Below are 18,035 nucleotides of genomic sequence, written 5' to 3' on the forward strand. Positions count from 1 at the left end.
CTACCAAGCACTTGCTTTGTTAGACCCATTCCCGGACAGCGAGGACGCCCAGTGACATCTCCTCCGCAGACCACACCGCTCGCTCTGCACGAGGCCGCGACCCTTTACGGTGACGCGCCGGCCGTAGGCGACGGTGCCGTGCGACTGAGCTGGTCGCAACTGCTGGACTCGGTGCGTGAGACCGCCCGGGCGCTCATCGCGCGCGGCATTCAGCGCGGTGACCGCATCGCCATCTGGGCGCCGAACACGCATCACTGGGTGACCGCGGTGCTGGCGACCCACTATGTCGGCGCGGCGGTCGTCCCGTTGAATACGCGGTACGTCGCGGCCGAGGCGGTGGATGTGCTGTCGCGGGTGAACGCCAAGGCGCTGTTCATCGCGGGCGAGTTCCTGGGCCGCGATCGGCTGGCCGAATTGCGGGCCGCCGCACCGGATCTGGCGGGCATCGAGACGGCCATCGTGATGCCGGTCGAAGGGGAGGCGCCGGTCGAGGACGCCCCCGGCGGGCCGGGAAATGTCATCGCTTGGTCGGAGCTGGGCAAGCTGGCCGAGGCGGTCAGCCTCGAGGAAGCCGTCGCGCGCGCGGAATCGGTGTCGCCGGACGATCTTTCGGACATCCTGTTCACCTCCGGCACCACCGGCCGCAGCAAGGGCGCGCTCATCGCGCATCGCCAGGTGCTGGCCAGCGCCCGGGCCTGGGCCGACTGCGCGACGCTGAACAGCGACGACCGCTATCTGATCGTGCCGCCGTTCTTCCACGCCTTCGGTTACAAGGCGGGCATTCTCACCAGCCTGGTCACCGGGGCGACCATCATTCCGCAGGCCGTGTTCGACCTGCAGCAGACCATGCGGCTCATCCAGGAGGAGCGCATCACCGTACTCACCGGGCCGCCGACCATCCATCAGTCCATCCTCGATCACCCGGGCCGCGCCGAGGCGGATCTGTCCAGCCTGCGCGTCGCGGTGACCGGCGCGGCCACCGTGCCGGTCGTGCTCATCGAAAGACTGCGCAGCGAGCTGACTTTCGACGTGGTGCTGACCGCCTACGGCCAGACCGAGTCCGGCGGCTTCGGCACCATGTGCCGTCCCGAGGATTCCAGCGAGACCATCGCCAACACCTGCGGGCGCGTCATCGACGGCTTCGAGATGAAGCTCGCCGACAATGGCGAACTGCTGCTGCGCAGCGACCAGGTGATGCTGGGCTACCTCGACGACCCACAGGCCACCGCCGCGACCATCGACCGCGACGGCTGGCTGCACACCGGCGATGTCGCCGTCATCGACGAGCGCGGCTACATGAAGGTCACCGACCGGCTCAAGGACATGTACATCTCCGGCGGCTTCAATGTGTACCCCGCCGAGATCGAGCAGACCATGGCCCGCCTCGAGGGCGTCGCCGAGACCGCGGTCATCGGCGTGCCCGACGAGCGCATGGGCGAGGTCGGCAAGGTTTACGTGGTCCGCCGGGCCGGGTCGAATCTGACCGAAGAGGACGTGCGCGACTACGCCAAATCCCAGCTGGCCAACTTCAAAGTGCCCAAGTACGTGGAGTTCCGGGACGGGCTGCCATACAACGCCGCGGGGAAAGTGCTCAAGCGGCAACTACGTGAGGAGAAGGCGTGAGCCAGGAGTTGGGACCTGTCCCGGACGAGGGCGAGGTCGTCCTCTACGAGAAGCGGGGACCGATCGCGGTCGTCACGCTCAACCGGCCGGATTACCGCAATGCACAGAACTCGGTCATGACCTACGCCCTCGACGCCGCCTTCGTGCGGGCCGTAGAGGATCCGGAAGTCAAGGTCATCGTGTTGGGCGGTGCCGGAAAGCATTTCAGCGCCGGGCACGATATCGGCACGCCGGGTCGCGACCATCACATCAAGTATGAGAACCAGGCCGCGCTGTGGTGGGACCACACCGACCGCCTCGGCGGCGACCAGCGGTTCGCGCGCGAATCCGAGGTGTACCTGGGCATGTGCCGGCGCTGGCGGGAGATCCCCAAGCCGACCATCGCCATGGTGCAGGGCGCGTGCATCGCGGGCGCGCTCATGCTGGCCTGGTCCTGCGACATGATCGTGGCGTCGGAGGACGCGTTCTTCTCCGATCCGGTTGTCCGCATGGGCATTCCGGGCGTCGAGTACTTCGCGCATCCGTGGGTGCTGGGTCCGCGCCGCGCCAAGGAGATCCTGTTCACCGGTGAGCGCTTCACCGCCGCACAGGCTTACGAGTGGGGCATGCTCAATCACGTTGTCCCGCGCGCGGACCTGGAGGCGAAGACCTTCGCGCTGGCCGAGAAGATCGCGGAGATGCCGCAGTTCGGGCTGGCGCTGACCAAGAAGGCCGTCAACCAGTGCGAGGACCTGATGGGCATGCGCGCCGGGATGGACTCGGTCTTCGGGCTGCACCATTTCGCGCACGCGCACAATGCCGAGGTCGGCGCGGACTCCCTCGGCGGCATGAACGCCAAGTCCATGAAGGCCGCCGCCACCGGCGCGGCCGCAGCTACGAACAACGACGGGGCGAAGTAAGTGGATCTCGAATTCGACGCCAAGACCGAGGAATTCCGCCGCGAGGTGCGGGAGTTCCTGGCGGCCAATGTGCCCGCCACTCCCCTGCCGTCCATGGATACGAAGGAGGGCTTCGAGGCCCACCGGGCGTGGGAGGCCAAGCTCGCCGAGGCCCGCCTGTCCTGTGTGGCCTGGCCCGCCGAGTACGGCGGCCGCGACGCCTCGCTGACCGAATGGGTCATCTTCGAGGAGGAGTACTACGCCGCGGGCGCGCCGGGGCGCGTCTCGCAGAACGGCATCTTCCTGCTCGCGCCCACCCTGTTCGAGCACGGCTCCCCCGAGCAGCTGGCCCGCATCCTGCCGAGAATGGCTCGCGCCGACGACATCTGGGCGCAGGCCTGGTCCGAGCCGGAGGCCGGTTCCGATCTGGCGGGCATCCGCTCCACCGCCAAGCGCACCGAGGGCGGCTGGCTGCTCAACGGTCAGAAGACCTGGAGCTCGCGGGCCTCGTTCGCGGACTGGGGTTTCGGCCTGTTCCGCAGTGATCCGGAGGCCGAGCGCCACCGCGGCCTGACCTACCTGATGTTCCCGCTCACCGCGGAAGGCATTACGGTGCGGCCGATTCCGCAGCTGGACGGCGAGCCGGGCTTCGCGGAGATCTTCCTGGACAATGTGTTCGTGCCGGACGCCGACGTGATCGGCGAGGCCAACAACGGCTGGAAGGTCGCCATGGCGACCTCGAGCAATGAGCGCGGCCTGTCGCTGCGCGCGCCGGGCCGGTTCACCGCCACCGCGGCCAAGCTCATCGAGCTGTGGAGCGGCGCGGACGAGACCGATACCGCGATCGCCGACCGGGTGGTCGACGCGTGGGTGGGCGCGGAGGCCTACCGCCTCAACACCTGGGCCACCGTCACCCGCCTGGCCGACGGCGGTCAGCTGGGCGCGGAATCCTCGGTGAACAAGGTGTTCTGGTCGGATCTGGACATCGCCATGCACGAGACCGCGCTCGATCTGCACGGTGCGGCCGCGGAACAGGAATCGGCCTGGACCGACGGCTACCTGTTCTCGCTGGCGGGCCCGATCTACGCCGGCACCAACGAGATTCAGCGCAATATCATCGCCGAACGCCTGCTCGGCCTGCCGCGATAGCCACAGGGAGGACGACGACATGCGATTCGCATTGACCGCAGAACAGAACGATTTCGCCGCCAGCCTGCGCAAGATGGGCGAGGCCGCCAAGACCCCGGGCGTCGTCCGGGCCTGGGGCGAGGGCGATGCCGCCGCCGGGCGCGCGCTGATCGGCCAACTGGCCGAGGCGGGCGCGCTGGGGCTGACCGTCACCGAGGAGAACGGCGGGTTCGGCGCGGGCCCGGTCGAGCTGATCGTGGCCTTCACCGAGATCGGCCGGGCCGCCGTGCCGGGCCCGCTGGTGGAGACCGCCGCAGCGATTCCCGCACTGCTGCAGGCGCTTCCGGATGCGGCGCTGGCCGCCGAGCAGCTGCCGGAGCTGGCCGAGGGCGCAAAGCTGGGCACCCTCGCGGTGACCGCCGCGGCCGGAGCCAATGCCGGGCGGGCCGACGGCGCAGCCACCGCGCTGGATGCCGATATCGCCGATCTGGTGCTGATCGCCGAGGGCGACCGCATCGCCCTGGCCAACGCGGGCGAGCTGGTCACCTCGGTGGACGCGGCCCGCCGCCTGTTCACCGTGACCGCGGGCGAGACCCTCGCCGAGGGTGAAGGCGTCTCCGCCGCAATCGATCTGGCCTTCGACACCGCCGCCCTGGCCGCCGCCGCGCAGCTGCTCGGCGCGGGCCGCGCACTGCTGGACACCAGCGTCGAGTACGTGAAGCAGCGCCAGCAGTTCGGCACCCCGATCGGCCGCAACCAGGCCATCAAGCACCATCTGGCCAATGCCCACATCGCCCTGGAAATGGCGCAGCCGCTGCTCTACCGGGCCGCGCTGACCCTGGAAGCGAACGCGGACAGCGGGACTCGCGGCCGCGACATCTCCGCCGCCAAGCTGGCCTGCGGCGAGGCGGCGTATCAGACCGCCCGCATCGCCCTCCAGGTGCACGGTGCCATCGGCTACACCGCCGAATGCGATCTGTCGCTGTGGCTGACCAAGGTCACCGCGCTGCGCTCGGCCTGGGGCACCCCGGCCCAGCACCGCGCCCGCATCGCTACCGCCCTGCGCGCCGGAAACGTCGCATGATGAGCAACTACGACACGTTGGGAGCGAAGGCATGAGCCTCACTACCGAGCAGCAGGAACTCGTCACCACCGTGCGGGCCGTGCTGACCAAGCACGGTGACAGCGCGGCCATGCGGCGCGGGCTGGAGACCGAGCGCGGGTATGACGAGCAGCTGTGGAAACTGCTGTGCGAGCAGGTCGGCGTTGCGGCGCTTGCCATTCCGGAGGAGTTCGGCGGCATCGGGGTCGGGCTGGTCGAATCCCTGCTGGTGGTCGAGGAACTCGGGCGCACGCTGTCCGCGCCGCCCATGCTCGGGTCGGCCGTGCTGGGCGTGCAGGCGCTGCTGCTGGCCGGGAATGCCGAGGCCAATGAGCGGTTGCTGCCGGAGGTCGCCGAGGGCGCCCGGACACTGGCGCTGTGCTGGGCCGGGGCGCGGGGCTGGGATTCCTTCGGCGTCCAGGCCGACGGCGAAACCCTGTCCGGCTCCGCCCATTACGTCCTCGACGGCACGCACGCGGACACGCTGCTGGTGCTGACCGCCGAGGGCCTGTTCGAGGTCGAGGGCGATGCCACGGGCGTCACCCGCACCGCCCTCGTCACCCAGGACCCGACCCGCAAGCTGGCGCGCATCGACTTCGAGGCGGTCGCGGCCCGCCCGCTGGGACGGTTGAACGTCACCCGCCTGCGCGAGATCGCCTGGGCGGCAGTGGTCGCCGAGCAGGTGGGCGCGGCCGAGCAGTGCCTCGACATGACCGTCGAGTACACCAAGTCGCGCGTGCAGTTCGGCCGCCCGATCGGCAGCTTCCAGGCCCTCAAGCACCGCATGGCCGATATGTACGTGCTCGTCGAATCCGCCCGCTCCGTGGCCTATCTCGCCATCGCGGGCCTGGCCGAGGGCGCGGTCGAGGCCGTCGACGTCCAGGCCGCCCGGCTGCACGCCATCGACGCCTTCAATGCCGTGGTCTCCGAAACCGTGCAGATGCACGGCGGCATCGCCATCACCTGGGAGCACGACGCGCACCTGTTCTTCAAGCGCGCCCACGCCGACGCCCAGCTCTTCGGCACCCCCGCCCGCCCCCTGGCCCGACCGGCCTGATCGGGATTTCCGTACGATCCGGCTCATGAATCAACCCATGCCGCCGCAAGGGCAGTACCCGCAGCAGCCAAGCCAGCCCGGGTACCCGCAGCAACCGCCGCCCGGGTACCCGCAGCCGGGCCAGCCCTATCCGCAACAGGGGCAGCCCTACCCGCAGCAGGGTCAGCCGCAGCAGGCTCCGGGGCCGCAGTTCCCGATCCTGGTGTCGACCATGAACGACGTTCCTGGCCACCAGATCGTAAAGGTGATCAGCGAGGTCGCCGGGCTGACCGTGCGCAGCCGGGGCCTCGGCGCGAACTTCGCGGCCGGGTTCCGGGCGTTGGGCGGCGGCGAGATTCACGAGTACACGCAGCTGCTGTACCAGTCCCGGCACGAGGCGATCATGCGAATGTGCCAGCACGCCATGGCCTTCGGCGCGAACGCGGTGATCGCCATGCGCTTCGACTGCAACGAGATCGCCAACACCATGAGCGAGGTCGCGGCCTACGGGACCGCGGTCGTCATCAAGCCGATCGACGAATAGCGGTCACCGGTCGGATAGCGGTCAGTGGTGCAGCACCTCGACCTCGCGCACCGGCGCCTTGCGGCCGAACTTGGCGCGCAGCGGGTAGATCGCCATCACCACCAGCAGGCTGACGGTGGAGGCGAGGAGCTGGTTGCGCTGGTCGGGGTTGCGGGCCATGGCCACGAAGACGGCGAAGATGGCGACCACCACCGCCCAGCTGATGTAGGGGTATCCCCACATCTTGTAGGTCAGGGCCGACGGGTCCTCGCGGCGCAGGCGGGCGCGAAGTCGCAACTGCGAGAACATGATCGCCACGTAGACGAAGGCCAGCACCACGCCGATCGAGTTCACCAGGAAGGTGAAGACCTGGTCCGGGGAGACGTACGAGGCGATGACCGCGCCCCACGCGGCGACCGTGCCGAGCAGCACCGCGCGGGCGGGGACGCCGCGCTTGTTCAGTTTCACCAGGGAGGCGGGGGCGTCGCCGTCCCGGGTGAGGACGTAGAGCATGCGGGAGGAGACGTAGATGGCCGAGTTCAGCACCGACAGCACCGCGGTCAGGATGACGACCTGCATGATGGTGCCCGCGGCCGGAATCCCGATGTGGTCCAGCGCGCTCACGAACGGGCTCTGCAGCACCTTGGCGTCGTTCCACGGCAGGATGGTCACCACCAGGAAGATCGAGGCCACGTAGAACAGGCCGACCCGCCACAGCACATTGTTGGTGGCGCGGGCCACGGTCGGGCCCGGCTCCTTGGATTCCGCGGCCGCCACGGTCACGATCTCGGTGCCGCCGAAGGCGAACATGACCACCACGATGGCGGAGAAGATGCCGCCGATGCCATTGGGCGCGAAGCCGCCGTGCTCGGTCAGGTTGCCGAAGCCGGCGTGCGAGCCCGGCCACAGCCCGAACACCCAGGCCAGTCCGACGACCAGGAACAGCACGATGGCCACCACCTTGATGGAGGCGAACCAGAACTCGAACTCGCCGAACGACTTCACCGAAACCAGGTTGACCGCGGTCATCAGGACCAGCAGTCCGGCGGAGAGGATCCACTGGTCGAGGTCGATCCAGTTGGCGAGGATGGCCGCGCCGGCCACCGCCTCGGCCCCGACCAGGATCACGTAGAGGTACCAGTAGATCCAGCCGACGGTGAATCCGGCGAACGGGCCCATGGCCATGCGCGCGTACTCGCCCATGGATCCGGCGACCGGGCGGGCCACCACCATCTCGCCGAGCGCGCGCAGCACGCAGAGCACCACGAGTCCGGCGGCCGCGTAGGAGAGGATGGCGGCGGGTCCGGCGGTCTTGATGACCGAGCCGCTGCCCACGAACAGGCCCGCGCCGATCGCGCCGCCGATGGCGATCATGGTCATGTGCCGGCGCCGGAGTCCGGTGCGCAGGCCCTGCTGTTCGACGCCGCTCGCTTCCGCCAGTTGAGCACTGTCGGTTTCCGACATCTGACCGCCACCTTCTTGTATTGCCCGAGTGTTGCCAGAACACCATATCGAGGCTGGTCAGCCTATAAAAATCGCCTCCTGGGCCGGTTCCGGCGGATATGCCAGGAATATGCGAAACCCGCTCGCCGACAGGCGGTTCCATTCCGGGGGTACCGTCGGGAGGTATGACCGAAACACAGCGTGGCCGGGTGCGCGTCGAACCGAGCGCCAAGCGGGTGCGCGCCTACCTGGGCGGTCACCTGGCCGCCGACACCGTCCATCCGACGCTGGTCTGGGAGGGCCCGCACTACCCCACCTACTATCTGCCGGTCGACGACCTGCGGGTCAAGCTCGAGCCGAACGGCAAGACCCGGCCCTCCCCCAGCCGCGGCGAGGGCACCGAATTCGATGTGGTGGCCGACGGCGTCACCGCCCCCGGCGCGGCCGTGCGCCACCTCGACTCCCCGATCCCGGAACTGCGCGACCTGGTGAAGCTGGACTTCGCCGCCATGGACGAGTGGTTCGAGGAGGACGAGCCGATCTATGTCCACCCGCGCGACCCCTACACCCGGGTCGACATCCTGGTCAGCTCCCGGCACGTCCGCGTGGAGCTGGACGGCGAGACGCTGGCCGACTCGCATGCCCCGCACATCCTGTTCGAGACCGGGCTGCCCGCGCGCTACTACCTGCCGCTGACCGATATCCGCATGGATCTGCTGCGGCCGTCGGCGACCAAGACCTCGTGCCCGTACAAGGGTCACGCCGAGTACTGGAATGTGCAGCTCGGCGAGACCAGCCATCCGGACCTGGTGTGGATCTACCGCACGCCGCTGCCGGAGAGCCAGAAGATCGCGGGGCTGGCGTCGTTCTACAACGAGAAGGTCGACATCTGGATCGACGGCGAACTGCAGCCGCGACCCAAGACGCCGTTCAGCTGAGAAGCGCGCACGAAAACCTCAGTCCCCCAGGATCTGCGACACCAGCCGGGGCAGCGCCTCGCCGATCGGGTCGCGCACGATCTCGGCGGCGTACTCGTCGTAAGGCGTCGGCTCGGCGTTCACGATGACCAGGTCGGCCCCCGCGTCCACCGCCACCGCGCACATGGACGCGGCGGGCTCGACCTGCAGCGAACTGCCCACCGCCAGAAAGATTTCCGCGGTCTCGGCGATCTGGACGGCGGCGCGGATGGCGGCCGTGTCGAGTTGCTGGCCGAACATGATGACCCCGGCCTTGAGGATGCCGCCGCAGTCCGGGCAGGCGGGATCCGGTTCGCCCGCGGCCACGCGCGCCAGGGTGGCGGCCATCGAATCGGTGAAATCGCAGTCGATACAGACGACTTCGAACATATTGCCGTGGATCTCCACCACGCTGTCGGATCCGGCGCGCTGGTGCAGTCGATCGATGTTCTGCGTGATGATCCCGACCTGCCGTCCCGACGCGGCCAGCCGGGCCAGCGCCTCGTGCGCCGCGTTGGGTGTCGCCTTCCACGCCGGATTGTCACGCCGCGCCAGCCAGGCCCGCGCTCGCAGTTCCGGATCGGCCACGTAGTTCTGGTACGTCGACAGCAGCTCGGCTATCGGGTCCTTGGTCCAAACCCCGCGCGGGCCACGGAAATCCGGTATCCCGGAGTCCGTCGAGATCCCGGCCCCCGTCAGCACTCCGATCGGTCCCTTGCGTGCGCGCCAGTCCGTCACGCTGCCCAGCCTAGGCCGCCCGGCCCTAGAGTGAGGCCATGAGCGATGACCGACCGAAGCTGGCCGCGGAGTTGGATCTGGAGCCGCATCCCGAGGGCGGCTGGTTCCGGGAAACCTGGCGCAGCGGAGTCGAATTCGAGCCTGAGGGCTACGGCGGCCCGCGCTCGAGCGCGACGGCCATCTATTTCCTGCTGCTGCCGGGTGAGAAGTCCGCGCCGCACACGGTGACGTCGGACGAGATCTGGTTCTGGCATCGGGGTGGGCCCCTGCTGCTGAACATCGGGGGTGAGGAGATCGTCCTCGGACCCGATGTCGAGCAGGGGCAGCGCCCCCAGGCGGTGGTCCCCGGCGGGGTATCCCAATCCGCCCGACCGGCGGGCGACCACTACAGCCTGGTGAGCTGCGTGGTCTCCCCCGGTTTCGACTTCGCCGACTTCAGGCTCGACTGAGCCTTACTTGTCGACTTCGAGAATGCCCTCGGCCACCGCGTGGTCGATGGTCTTCTCGAGGTTCGGGCAGGAATCGGGTTTCCCGAAGACGGGCCCGTTCTCGGCCAGTTTCTGGAACACCGGGCAGCGGTCGGCCGGATTGGTCCGCCACTGCACGGTCTTCTGATTGCTGGAGTGCTTGCGCACCAGCACCTCGATGCCGCAGGACTGACACGCGATGGGTGTCATGCCCGATTCCATGTAGTGCTCTTTGTCGAGAACCGTCTGGGCGCGCACCTGTTCCCGGTGCTCCGGACGGTCCGCGAAATCGGGTGCCTTCGCCCAGCTGGTCATCAGACTCCTGCTTCCTCCGACGAGTCGGCCTCGGCCGCGACGGCGGTCTCCGCCTGCGCGGCCGCTTCGGCCTCCTTGGCTTCGCGCTTCCGGCGCAGATTCTCCTCGACCTCGAGACCCCACGCCTCGTTGGCCTTGGAGGTGTCGATCTCGAATTCGAAGCGCTGCACCGACTTCGGATCGATATCCGCGACGTCCACGTAGAACTGGTCGTACCAGCGGCGCAGCTGGTAGACCGGCCCGTCCTCCTCGGTCAGCAGCGGGTTGTCGATCTTGGACTTGTGCTTCCAGATCTCGACGTCCTGCAGGAAGCCCTCGGAGACGCCCTCGGTCATCTTGGCGGCGAAGGCCTCGGCCTGCTCGTCCGGCAGCCCCTTCGGCTTCTCCAGCGAGACGCCCCACTGCAGCATGAAGGAGTTCTGGGTGACGGGGTAGTGGCAGTTGATCAGGACCGTCTTGACCTCGAAGCCGCTGTAGATATTGAGCAGCGGGTTGATCATGTACGACGGCCCGAAGTACGACGCCTCGGACTTGAGCAGCACATCGATGCCGGCCTCGGCGGCCTGGCCGATGTCCGGGCGGCCCTTGGTCTCCAGGTACTGCGTGGCCACATGGCCCTCGAGCACGTTTTTGAAGTACGTCGGGAAGGCGTAGTGGATATAGAAGAAGTGCGCCATGTCCACGACGTTGTCGATGATCTCGCGGCAGTTGGAGCCCTCGATCAGCATCGAGTGCCAGGTCCAGTCGGTCCAGCCGTCATTGCGCTCCTCGGACGGGCTGCCGTCGGCATTGGTGTACGGGCCCTCGATATAGGGGATCGTCACCTCGTCCGGCGGCGGGTTGCCCTCGTGGTCGTGCCACACGAACAGCTGACCGTTGCGCTCCAACGTGATCCACGAGCGAGTACGGGCCAACGGCGGCACGCGGCGCGCGTACGGAATCCCGGTGCATTTGCCGTCGCCGCCCCAGCGCCAGTCGTGGAACGGGCACGCGATCGAATCGCCCTTGACCTCACCCATCGAGAGGTCGCCGCCGAGGTGACGGCAGTAGGAGTCCAGCACCTTGAGTTCGTTCTGGCTGTTCATGAAAACGACCAGCTTGGTACCGAATACGTTGACCGCATGCGGCTTGCCGTCACGGAAGTCCTTGGCAAGGCCGAGGCAGTGCCAACCCCGGGCGTATCGGGTGGGCATCGAGCCCACATCGATCTCGCGGACCTTCCCGCGCGGCCCTTGGGCGCTTGTCGCCATCGTTGATCCTCCTATGGATGTACTAGAACACGTTACAAAATTGGCTGACAGTTGGCCAGCGATAGGACCAACTACCAGGATGGGGGCGCTCTGAGCTGCGCCAGCAGCGCGTTCTCGACAGGAATAAGAACGTGTTCTACTCTCAGGGGCAAACGAAGACCGCTTCCCGTACCAGCACCAGGCAGGAGCAACTGGCGAGATGACGCAAGAAGTAGTTGAGCGGGTCGAGGCGCTGCTGCCCACCCTGCGCGAGCGCGCCCAGGAGACCGAGGATCTGCGTCGCCTTCCCGACCAGACGGTCAAGGATCTGCAGGCCACCGGCTTCTTCAAGCTCGTCCAGCCCAAGCAGTGGGGTGGCTACGCCTGCGACCCGGTGATCTTCTACGACACCGTCCGCAAGATCGCGAGCGCGTGCGGTTCCACCGGCTGGTGCGCCGGCATCCTCGGCATCCACAACTGGCACCTGGCGCTGTTCGATCAGCGTGCGCAGGAAGAGGTCTGGGGCAACGACACCGAGGTCCGGATCTCCTCCTCCTACGCCCCGATGGGTGCGGGCGTGGTGAGCGACGACGGCGAGGGCTACATCGTCAACGGTTCGTGGGCCTGGTCCTCGGGCTCCGATCACGCCGACTGGGTGTTCGTCGGCGGCCCGGTCATCAAGAACGGCAAGCCGGTCGACTTCGGCTCGTTCCTGATCCCGCGGAGCGAGTACAAGATCAACGACGTGTGGCACGTGGTCGGCCTGCGCGGCACCGGCTCCAACACCGTCGTGGTCGAGAATGTGTACGTACCGCGGCACCGCTTCCTCAGCATGAAGACTATGGGCGATCTGAAATCGCCTGGCCTGGAGCAGAATACCGACCCGCTGTACAAGATGCCGTGGGGAAGCATTCATCCCGCGACCATCACCACGCCGATCATCGGCATGGGCTATGGCGCCTACGAGGCCCACGTCGAGCACCAGGGCAAGCGCGTGCGCGCGGCGTACTTCGGCGAGCACGCCAAGGACGACCCGTACGGCAAGGTGCGAATCGCTGAGGCGGCCAGTGACATCGACGCCGCCTGGCGTCAGCTGTCGGGCAATATCGCCGAGGAGTACGCCTACATCCTCGCCGACAAGGAAGTGCCGTTCGACCTGCGCGTGGCCGCCCGCCGCGACCAGGTGCGCGCCACCGGCCGCATCATCGCCTCCATCGACCGGCTCTTCGAGGCCTCCGGCGCCACCGCGCTCGCGGAAGGCACTCCGCTGCAGCGGTTCTGGCGTGACGCCCACGCCGGTCGCGTGCACGCCTCGCAGGATCCCGAGCGCGCGTACGCCATGTTCGGCTCGCACGCCTTCGGGCTGCCGATCACCGACACGATGGTGTAGTCCATGACGTCAGTGGGAGAAATCACGTACGAGTCCACCTCGCGCTTCGCGCAGGTGCGGCCGGATCTGAAGCTGCACTACCACGAGGCCGGAGTCGGCAACGGCCCCACCATCGTGCTGCTGCACGGCGGCGGCCCGGGCGCGAGCTCATGGTCCAACTTCGCCAAGAACATTCCGGTGCTGGCCAAGGACTTTCACGTCCTCGCCGTCGACCAGCCCGGGTTCGGCCAGTCCGACAAGCCGACCGAGCACCCGCAATACTTCGTGCACTCGGCCTCGGCGCTGAAGGATCTGCTCGACACCCTCGGCATCACCGAACGCGTTCACCTGCTGGGCAATTCGCTCGGCGGCGGTGCGGCCACCCGCTTCGCACTTGACTACCCGGACCGCGCGGGCAAGCTGGTGCTGATGGGCCCCGGTGGCCTGTCCACCAACCTGTTCGCGCCGGACCCCACCGAGGGCGTGAAGCTGCTGTCCAAGTTCAACTTCGAGCCCACGAAGGAGAACCTGGAGGCGTTCCTGCGGATCATGGTCTTCGATCAGAAGCTGATCACGCCGGAACTGGTCGAGGAGCGCTTCGCCTCGGCCTCGCAGCCGGAATCCCTGGCTGCCACCCGCGCCATGGGCAAGTCCTTCGCCGGACCGGATTTCGCCAAGGGCATGATCTGGCGTGACGCCTTCAAGTTGCGGCAACCTGTACTCATGATCTGGGGCCGCGAGGACCGCGTGAACCCGATCGACGGTGCGCTCGTGGCTCTGAAGATGGTGCCGCGCGTGCAGCTGCACGTGTTCGGTGGTTGCGGCCACTGGGCGCAGTTGGAGAAGTTCGACGAATTCAACCGCCTGGCAACCGACTTCCTGCTCGGCGTCAAGGAGAGAGCATGAGTATCAAGGCGCTCGGCTACATGCGCATCGAGGCCACCGACATGACGGCCTGGCGCGAGTACGGCCTCAAGGTGCTCGGCATGATGGAGGGCGACGGGCTCAATCCGGACGCGCTCTACCTGCGCATGGACGATTTCGCCGCCCGCTTGGTGATCGTGCCGGGTGAGAAGGACCGGCTGCTGGTCTCGGGCTGGGAGGTCACCGACGCCCGTGGGCTGCAACAGCTTCGGGAGACCCTCGCCAAGAACGGGGTCGCCTTCACCGAGGGCACCAAGGAGGAGCTCGGCGAGCGCCGGGTCGAGGGCATGATCCGGTTCCAGGATCCGTCCGGGAACACCCTCGAGGCGTTCTACGGCGCGCAGTATCTGGGCCGCCGGTTCGTCAGCCCCTACGGCCACAAGTTCGTCACCGCCGAGCAGGGTCTGGGTCACGTGGTCCTCACCTGCACCGATGACGCTGCGGCACAGGCGTTCTACCAGGACGTGCTGGGCTTCCGGCTGCGCGACTCCATGCGGCTGCCCCCGCAGCTGGTGGGCCGTCCCGCCGACGGCGACCCGGCCTGGCTGCGCTTCTACGGCTGCAACCCGCGCCACCACGCGCTGGCGTTCCTGCCGCTGCCCAACCCGACCGGCATCGTGCACCTGATGGTCGAGGTGGAGAACTCCGACGACGTCGGCCTCTGCCTGGATCGCGCCAACCGCAAGAAGGTCAAGATGTCGGCCACCCTCGGCCGGCACATCAACGACAAGATGCTGTCGTTCTACATGAAGACGCCGGGCGGGTTCGATATCGAATTCGGCTGTGAGGGACTGGAAGTCGACGATCACTCGTGGATCGCGCGGGAATCCACCGCGGTCAGCCTGTGGGGCCACGACTTCAGCGTCGGATTCAAGTAGAGCGAACGGACAGGGGCGGCTCATGACCACCGACGCACAACCCGTCATCGACGGGCGGCAGTTCCGGAATGTGCTGGGGCAGTTCTGCACCGGCATCACCGTCATCACCACCTTCGACGGCGAGGGCGAGGACCGCGCACCCATCGGGTTCGCGTGCCAGTCGTTCGCCGCCCTGTCCCTCGATCCGCCGCTGGTGCTGTTCTGCCCCACCAAGGAGTCCCGCTCCTGGGCGGCGATCGAACGCAACGGCAGCTTCGCCGTGAACATGCTCGCCGAGGAGCAGCAGCCGGTGTGCGCCCGCTTCGGTTCCCGCGAACCCGACAAGTTCGCCGGAATCGACTGGCACACCTCGGAACTGGGGCTTCCGGTCCTGGACGGCGCGTTGGCCACGATCCAGTGCACTGTGGACAACGTGCTCGACGGCGGCGATCACTACATCGTGATCGGCCGGGTACAGGCCCTGTCGGAGTCCACCGACTCCGGCAGGCCGCTGCTGTTCTACCGGGGCCAGTACACGGCCATCGAACCGGAGAAGACGACGCCCGCGCCGTGGCGCGCGGACCTCGAACACTTCCTCACGACCACCACTCTGGACACTTGGTTGTGAGTCGGGTTCCTCCAGAACCCTGGCGATAGGCGAAAGGCCCCTGTGGAATTCATCCACAGGGGCCTTTCCATGTGTGGACAGGTCAGGCGGCGGCGCGGGCCTGGCGGCGGTATTGGCCCGGGGCGAGGCCGAATTCGCGCTTGAACGCCTTGCCGAAGGCGAACTCGGAGCTGTATCCGGCTCGGGCGGCGACCTTTTCGATGGCGAGGTCGTCCTCGCGCAGCAGTTGCGCGGCGGTGGTCAGACGCCAGCGGGTCAGGTAGGCCAGCGGGGGTTCGCCGACCATGGCGTTGAACTTGCGGGCGAAGGCCGCGCGGGACAGGCCCGCGTGATCGGCCAGGGACTGCACCGTCCAGGCCGCGGCCGGGTCGTCGTGCATGGCGGCCAGGGCCGGGGCGACGGCCGGATCACGCAGGGCCGCAGCCCATCCCGTGACCTCCTTCTCGGGCTGATCCTCTATCCACGCCCGCAGGATGTAGAGCAGCAGCGAGTCGATGAGCGCGGGCACGATGCCGTACGAGCCGATGCGCGGATTGTCGAGTTCCGCGCCCAGCAGCTGGATCGCGGCGGCCAGCTCCGGATGCTTGCCGTGCCGGGCGGGCAGGTGGATCACCTCGGGCAGCTGTCGCAGCAGCGGGTGCGGCCGCTGGCCGTCGAGGTGGTAGTTGCCGCAGAGCAAGCTGGTGGCCGGGCCGTCGCCGCCGAGCCGTACCGCGCCGATCGGCGGGCGCTGGATGTACTGGTCGGGGCGGGGAACCTCCGGCGGGGTATCCGGGTGGTCGGCCAGAATGTGTCCCGCGCCCTCCCGCACGAACACCACATCGCCGGGCCCCATGGCGATCGCCCGCGCCCTGTCCTCGGTCGGATAGAACCAGCACGTTCCATGCAGCACCACATGGAATCCCGCCCCCGCGGTGTGCGGCAGTTTCAGCCCCCACGGCGCCCGCCCCTCGGTCCGCACCGAATTCGGCGCGCCCGTCCGCATGGAGGCCAGCGCCTCGCTCAGCACATCCATCTCTGTTCTTCCATCACTCGACGGTCAGCACGACCTTGCCCACGGTCCGCCCCGAAGCCACGATCTCATGCGCCTTCCCCGCATCCTCCAGCGGCAGCGTCTCCGCGATCGTCGGCCGCAGCTTCCCCGCGTCCACCAACTCGGCGATCTGCTCCAGCGCCCAGTAATCCGGCTCCACCGAAACCCCCGCGAACCGCCGACCGGCCGCCTTCACCGTCGCCTCCAACTCCGGATTCATGTGCTCGAGAATGCTCACCAGCACCCCGCCCGGCTTCAACACACTCAGCGACCGCGCCCCATCCGCGACGGAGTCGAAGACGATATCGACATCCCGCACCGCCTCGGTGAAATCGGTTGTCCGGTAATCGATCACCTCATCCGCCCCGAGCCCCTTCACGTAATCGTGCTTCCCCTCGCTGGCGAGTGCGATCACATACGCCCCCTTCGCCTTCGCGATCTGCACCACCAGATGCCCGACCCCACCGGCCGCCCGGTGAATCAGCACCCGATCCCCCTCCTGCACTCCGGCCTTGTCCACCAGCCCCTGCCAAGCGGTCAACGCCGCCAGCGGCAAGGCCGCGGCCTCGACATGACTCAGCGCCTTCGGCTTCCGCGCCACCTGCCGCGACGGAGTCGCCACATACTCCGCGTAACCCGTTGCGGCACGGGGGAAGAACGGCATCCCGTAGACCTCTTCGCCCACCTCGTACCGTGCACCCGGCCCGATCGCCTCGACCACCCCGGAGATATCCCACCCCACCCCGAACGGCGGCTTCCCCAGCAACGGGAACGCCCCCGACCGCACCGCCACATCAACAGGATTGATAGCACTGGCCTTGACCCGAACGAGAACCTCGCCGCTGAGCAGCTCCGGCTTCTCCACCTCCACAACCTCCAGCACCTCAGGCCCACCAAAGCTCTTCTGCACCACAGCCCGCATCGCCGTCATCTCCTCTAGCTGAACTCCTCGGCCCGACCTCCGAACCGAACAAGAAGAACATTAGGAGGCAACTAGAAGACTCTGAATGGCCAGAAGTCTCACCTTTTTATCCATGAGTATCCATGCGAAGACGCCATGCCCAGGCAACCGACCCGCCGACCCAGCTACCCCACGATCTTGGTTACCCCGCGTGCGGCGAAGGCGTTGCGGAGGCGGGTGAGGATGACTTGGGGGTGGGTGCGGAGGTGGGCGGCGCTGATGCGGATGACGATCCAGTCGAGGGATTCCAGGCGGGCGAGGCGGTCTATGTCGTGCGTGTGCTGCTTCGGATCGGTCCAGTGTTGGGCGCCGTCGTACTCGATCGCGATTCGGAACTCCCGGTAGCCCATGTCCACTCGGGCCACGAAGGTGCCGCGTTCATCCAGGACCACGATCTGTGTTTCCGGAGTGGGAAAGCCGTTGTCGATCAGCAGGAGTCGAGTGCGGGATTCCTGCGGTGACGCTGCTCCGGCATCCACAAGAGCCAAGATCGCGGGCACCCTGCTCATGTCACGTGCCCCGGCATGCCTCGCCGCGATCGCGAGCACCGCGCTCGGCGCCGTTCCCGTTGTGCCGCACAGGGAATCGAACAGCGGTACTGCCACATTCCGCGGATGCCGCCGCGCAAAATCGAGTGCGGTCCGGGCCGGAGTGGTCACCCGATATCCTCACGTTCACACCACTCATCATCGGGAATCCGATCCCGAACCACCCGAACCCCGTCGGGCGCATGCCGTGAACTCCCCAGCGCAATCTCCCCCGGAAGCCTCACATCCACATACGGACTCCCGAACATCGCCACCGCCGAAGCCCCCACCAACACCC

General features: G+C 67.6%; 19 protein-coding genes. 12 read left to right on the plus strand and 7 right to left on the minus strand.

What is annotated here, in order from left to right; all coding sequences use genetic code 11:
* Positions 1-51: 51 nt before the first annotated feature.
* The 6 genes from ACAM49_RS21270 to ACAM49_RS21295 all read left to right on the plus strand — a co-directional run bounded on the left by ACAM49_RS21270 (position 52) and on the right by ACAM49_RS21295 (position 6,311).
* The gene (locus tag ACAM49_RS21270) at positions 52-1,623 is read left to right on the plus strand and encodes a FadD3 family acyl-CoA ligase (protein WP_369637286.1); all 1,572 of its coding nucleotides are present in this window, start codon (positions 52-54) and stop codon (positions 1,621-1,623) included.
* Positions 1,620-2,522 (plus strand): enoyl-CoA hydratase, encoded by a 903-nt coding sequence (locus tag ACAM49_RS21275; protein WP_369637287.1) that lies wholly within the window; start codon positions 1,620-1,622, stop codon positions 2,520-2,522. The genes ACAM49_RS21270 and ACAM49_RS21275 overlap by 4 nt, the downstream gene beginning before the upstream one ends.
* Entirely contained in the window at positions 2,523-3,650 is a 1,128-nt protein-coding gene (locus ACAM49_RS21280; RefSeq protein ID WP_369637288.1) for an acyl-CoA dehydrogenase family protein, read from the plus strand.
* 19 nt (positions 3,651-3,669) lie between these two features.
* Complete coding sequence (locus tag ACAM49_RS21285) at positions 3,670-4,713, plus strand: acyl-CoA dehydrogenase family protein (protein ID WP_369637289.1); 1,044 nt, start codon at positions 3,670-3,672, stop codon at positions 4,711-4,713.
* A 31-nt stretch (positions 4,714-4,744) separates the two neighbouring features.
* Positions 4,745-5,788 (plus strand): acyl-CoA dehydrogenase family protein, encoded by a 1,044-nt coding sequence (locus ACAM49_RS21290; protein ID WP_369637290.1) that lies wholly within the window; start codon positions 4,745-4,747, stop codon positions 5,786-5,788.
* A gap of 196 nt (positions 5,789-5,984) precedes the next feature.
* Positions 5,985-6,311 carry a YbjQ family protein gene (locus tag ACAM49_RS21295; RefSeq protein WP_369637306.1) on the plus strand — a complete coding sequence of 109 codons (327 nt, stop codon included), beginning with the start codon at positions 5,985-5,987 and terminating at the stop codon, positions 6,309-6,311.
* A gap of 21 nt (positions 6,312-6,332) precedes the next feature.
* Here the strand turns inward: ACAM49_RS21295 and ACAM49_RS21300 are convergent, their stop codons facing one another.
* Complete coding sequence (locus ACAM49_RS21300) at positions 6,333-7,754, minus strand: amino acid permease (RefSeq protein WP_369637291.1); 1,422 nt, start codon at positions 7,752-7,754, stop codon at positions 6,333-6,335.
* Between the two features lie 164 nt (positions 7,755-7,918).
* Here ACAM49_RS21300 and ACAM49_RS21305 point away from each other — a divergent pair, with 164 nt between their 5' ends.
* A complete protein-coding gene (locus tag ACAM49_RS21305; RefSeq protein ID WP_369637292.1) occupies positions 7,919-8,671 on the plus strand; it encodes a DUF427 domain-containing protein in 753 nt (250 codons plus the stop codon).
* Positions 8,672-8,689: 18 nt separating this feature from the next.
* Here the strand turns inward: ACAM49_RS21305 and ACAM49_RS21310 are convergent, their stop codons facing one another.
* Positions 8,690-9,427 (minus strand): NAD-dependent deacetylase, encoded by a 738-nt coding sequence (locus ACAM49_RS21310; RefSeq protein WP_369637293.1) that lies wholly within the window; start codon positions 9,425-9,427, stop codon positions 8,690-8,692.
* A 38-nt stretch (positions 9,428-9,465) separates the two neighbouring features.
* Here ACAM49_RS21310 and ACAM49_RS21315 point away from each other — a divergent pair, with 38 nt between their 5' ends.
* Positions 9,466-9,876: a cupin domain-containing protein gene (locus ACAM49_RS21315; RefSeq protein WP_369637294.1), complete on the plus strand. Its 411-nt coding sequence runs from the start codon at positions 9,466-9,468 to the stop codon at positions 9,874-9,876.
* Positions 9,877-9,879: 3 nt separating this feature from the next.
* Here ACAM49_RS21315 and ACAM49_RS21320 read toward each other — a convergent pair whose 3' ends face one another.
* Both ACAM49_RS21320 and ACAM49_RS21325 read right to left on the minus strand, forming a co-directional pair.
* Positions 9,880-10,209, minus strand: a complete 330-nt coding sequence (locus tag ACAM49_RS21320) for a hypothetical protein (RefSeq protein WP_369637295.1) — start codon at positions 10,207-10,209, stop codon at positions 9,880-9,882.
* Positions 10,209-11,459, minus strand: a complete 1,251-nt coding sequence (locus tag ACAM49_RS21325) for a Rieske 2Fe-2S domain-containing protein (protein ID WP_369637296.1) — start codon at positions 11,457-11,459, stop codon at positions 10,209-10,211. Before ACAM49_RS21325 ends, ACAM49_RS21320 begins: the two co-directional genes overlap by 1 nt.
* A gap of 199 nt (positions 11,460-11,658) precedes the next feature.
* Here ACAM49_RS21325 and hsaA point away from each other — a divergent pair, with 199 nt between their 5' ends.
* Genes hsaA through hsaB form a run of 4 tightly spaced genes read left to right on the plus strand, consistent with a single transcriptional unit; the run spans position 11,659 to position 15,216 of the window.
* Positions 11,659-12,828 carry a 3-hydroxy-9,10-secoandrosta-1,3,5(10)-triene-9,17-dione monooxygenase oxygenase subunit gene (gene hsaA, locus ACAM49_RS21330; protein ID WP_369637297.1) on the plus strand — a complete coding sequence of 390 codons (1,170 nt, stop codon included), beginning with the start codon at positions 11,659-11,661 and terminating at the stop codon, positions 12,826-12,828.
* A 3-nt stretch (positions 12,829-12,831) separates the two neighbouring features.
* Positions 12,832-13,713: a 4,5:9,10-diseco-3-hydroxy-5,9,17-trioxoandrosta-1(10),2-diene-4-oate hydrolase gene (hsaD, locus tag ACAM49_RS21335; protein WP_369637298.1), complete on the plus strand. Its 882-nt coding sequence runs from the start codon at positions 12,832-12,834 to the stop codon at positions 13,711-13,713.
* Positions 13,710-14,609 carry an iron-dependent extradiol dioxygenase HsaC gene (gene hsaC / locus ACAM49_RS21340; RefSeq protein ID WP_369637299.1) on the plus strand — a complete coding sequence of 300 codons (900 nt, stop codon included), beginning with the start codon at positions 13,710-13,712 and terminating at the stop codon, positions 14,607-14,609. Before hsaD ends, hsaC begins: the two co-directional genes overlap by 4 nt.
* A gap of 22 nt (positions 14,610-14,631) precedes the next feature.
* A complete protein-coding gene (hsaB, locus tag ACAM49_RS21345) occupies positions 14,632-15,216 on the plus strand; it encodes a 3-hydroxy-9,10-secoandrosta-1,3,5(10)-triene-9,17-dione monooxygenase reductase subunit (protein ID WP_369637300.1) in 585 nt (194 codons plus the stop codon).
* Between the two features lie 82 nt (positions 15,217-15,298).
* Here the strand turns inward: hsaB and ACAM49_RS21350 are convergent, their stop codons facing one another.
* The 3 genes from ACAM49_RS21350 to ACAM49_RS21360 all read right to left on the minus strand — a co-directional run bounded on the left by ACAM49_RS21350 (position 15,299) and on the right by ACAM49_RS21360 (position 17,689).
* Entirely contained in the window at positions 15,299-16,231 is a 933-nt protein-coding gene (locus tag ACAM49_RS21350) for an AraC family transcriptional regulator (protein ID WP_369637301.1), read from the minus strand.
* Positions 16,232-16,244: 13 nt separating this feature from the next.
* Positions 16,245-17,132: an NADP-dependent oxidoreductase gene (locus ACAM49_RS21355; protein ID WP_369637302.1), complete on the minus strand. Its 888-nt coding sequence runs from the start codon at positions 17,130-17,132 to the stop codon at positions 16,245-16,247.
* Positions 17,133-17,335: 203 nt separating this feature from the next.
* Positions 17,336-17,689, minus strand: coding sequence for an endonuclease domain-containing protein (locus ACAM49_RS21360; RefSeq protein ID WP_369637307.1), 354 nt, complete (start codon positions 17,687-17,689; stop codon positions 17,336-17,338).
* Positions 17,690-18,035 lie beyond the last annotated feature (346 nt).

Source organism: Nocardia sp. JMUB6875 (assembly GCF_041154655.1).
GTDB lineage: Bacteria > Actinomycetota > Actinomycetes > Mycobacteriales > Mycobacteriaceae > Nocardia.

What these genes read in the sequence shown, in the direction of transcription:
- hsaB (WP_369637300.1), top strand. Translation starts at nt 14,632, where the DNA reads ATGACCACCGACGCACAACCCGTCATCGACGGGCGGCAGTTCCGGAAT.
- ACAM49_RS21325 (WP_369637296.1), bottom strand. Translation starts at nt 11,459, where the DNA reads ATGGCGACAAGCGCCCAAGGGCCGCGCGGGAAGGTCCGCGAGATCGAT.
- ACAM49_RS21315 (WP_369637294.1), top strand. Translation starts at nt 9,466, where the DNA reads ATGAGCGATGACCGACCGAAGCTGGCCGCGGAGTTGGATCTGGAGCCG.
- hsaD (WP_369637298.1), top strand. Translation starts at nt 12,832, where the DNA reads ATGACGTCAGTGGGAGAAATCACGTACGAGTCCACCTCGCGCTTCGCG.
- ACAM49_RS21285 (WP_369637289.1), top strand. Translation starts at nt 3,670, where the DNA reads ATGCGATTCGCATTGACCGCAGAACAGAACGATTTCGCCGCCAGCCTG.
- ACAM49_RS21350 (WP_369637301.1), bottom strand. Translation starts at nt 16,231, where the DNA reads ATGGATGTGCTGAGCGAGGCGCTGGCCTCCATGCGGACGGGCGCGCCG.
- ACAM49_RS21320 (WP_369637295.1), bottom strand. Translation starts at nt 10,209, where the DNA reads ATGACCAGCTGGGCGAAGGCACCCGATTTCGCGGACCGTCCGGAGCAC.
- hsaC (WP_369637299.1), top strand. Translation starts at nt 13,710, where the DNA reads ATGAGTATCAAGGCGCTCGGCTACATGCGCATCGAGGCCACCGACATG.
- ACAM49_RS21300 (WP_369637291.1), bottom strand. Translation starts at nt 7,754, where the DNA reads ATGTCGGAAACCGACAGTGCTCAACTGGCGGAAGCGAGCGGCGTCGAA.
- ACAM49_RS21290 (WP_369637290.1), top strand. Translation starts at nt 4,745, where the DNA reads ATGAGCCTCACTACCGAGCAGCAGGAACTCGTCACCACCGTGCGGGCC.
- ACAM49_RS21305 (WP_369637292.1), top strand. Translation starts at nt 7,919, where the DNA reads ATGACCGAAACACAGCGTGGCCGGGTGCGCGTCGAACCGAGCGCCAAG.
- hsaA (WP_369637297.1), top strand. Translation starts at nt 11,659, where the DNA reads ATGACGCAAGAAGTAGTTGAGCGGGTCGAGGCGCTGCTGCCCACCCTG.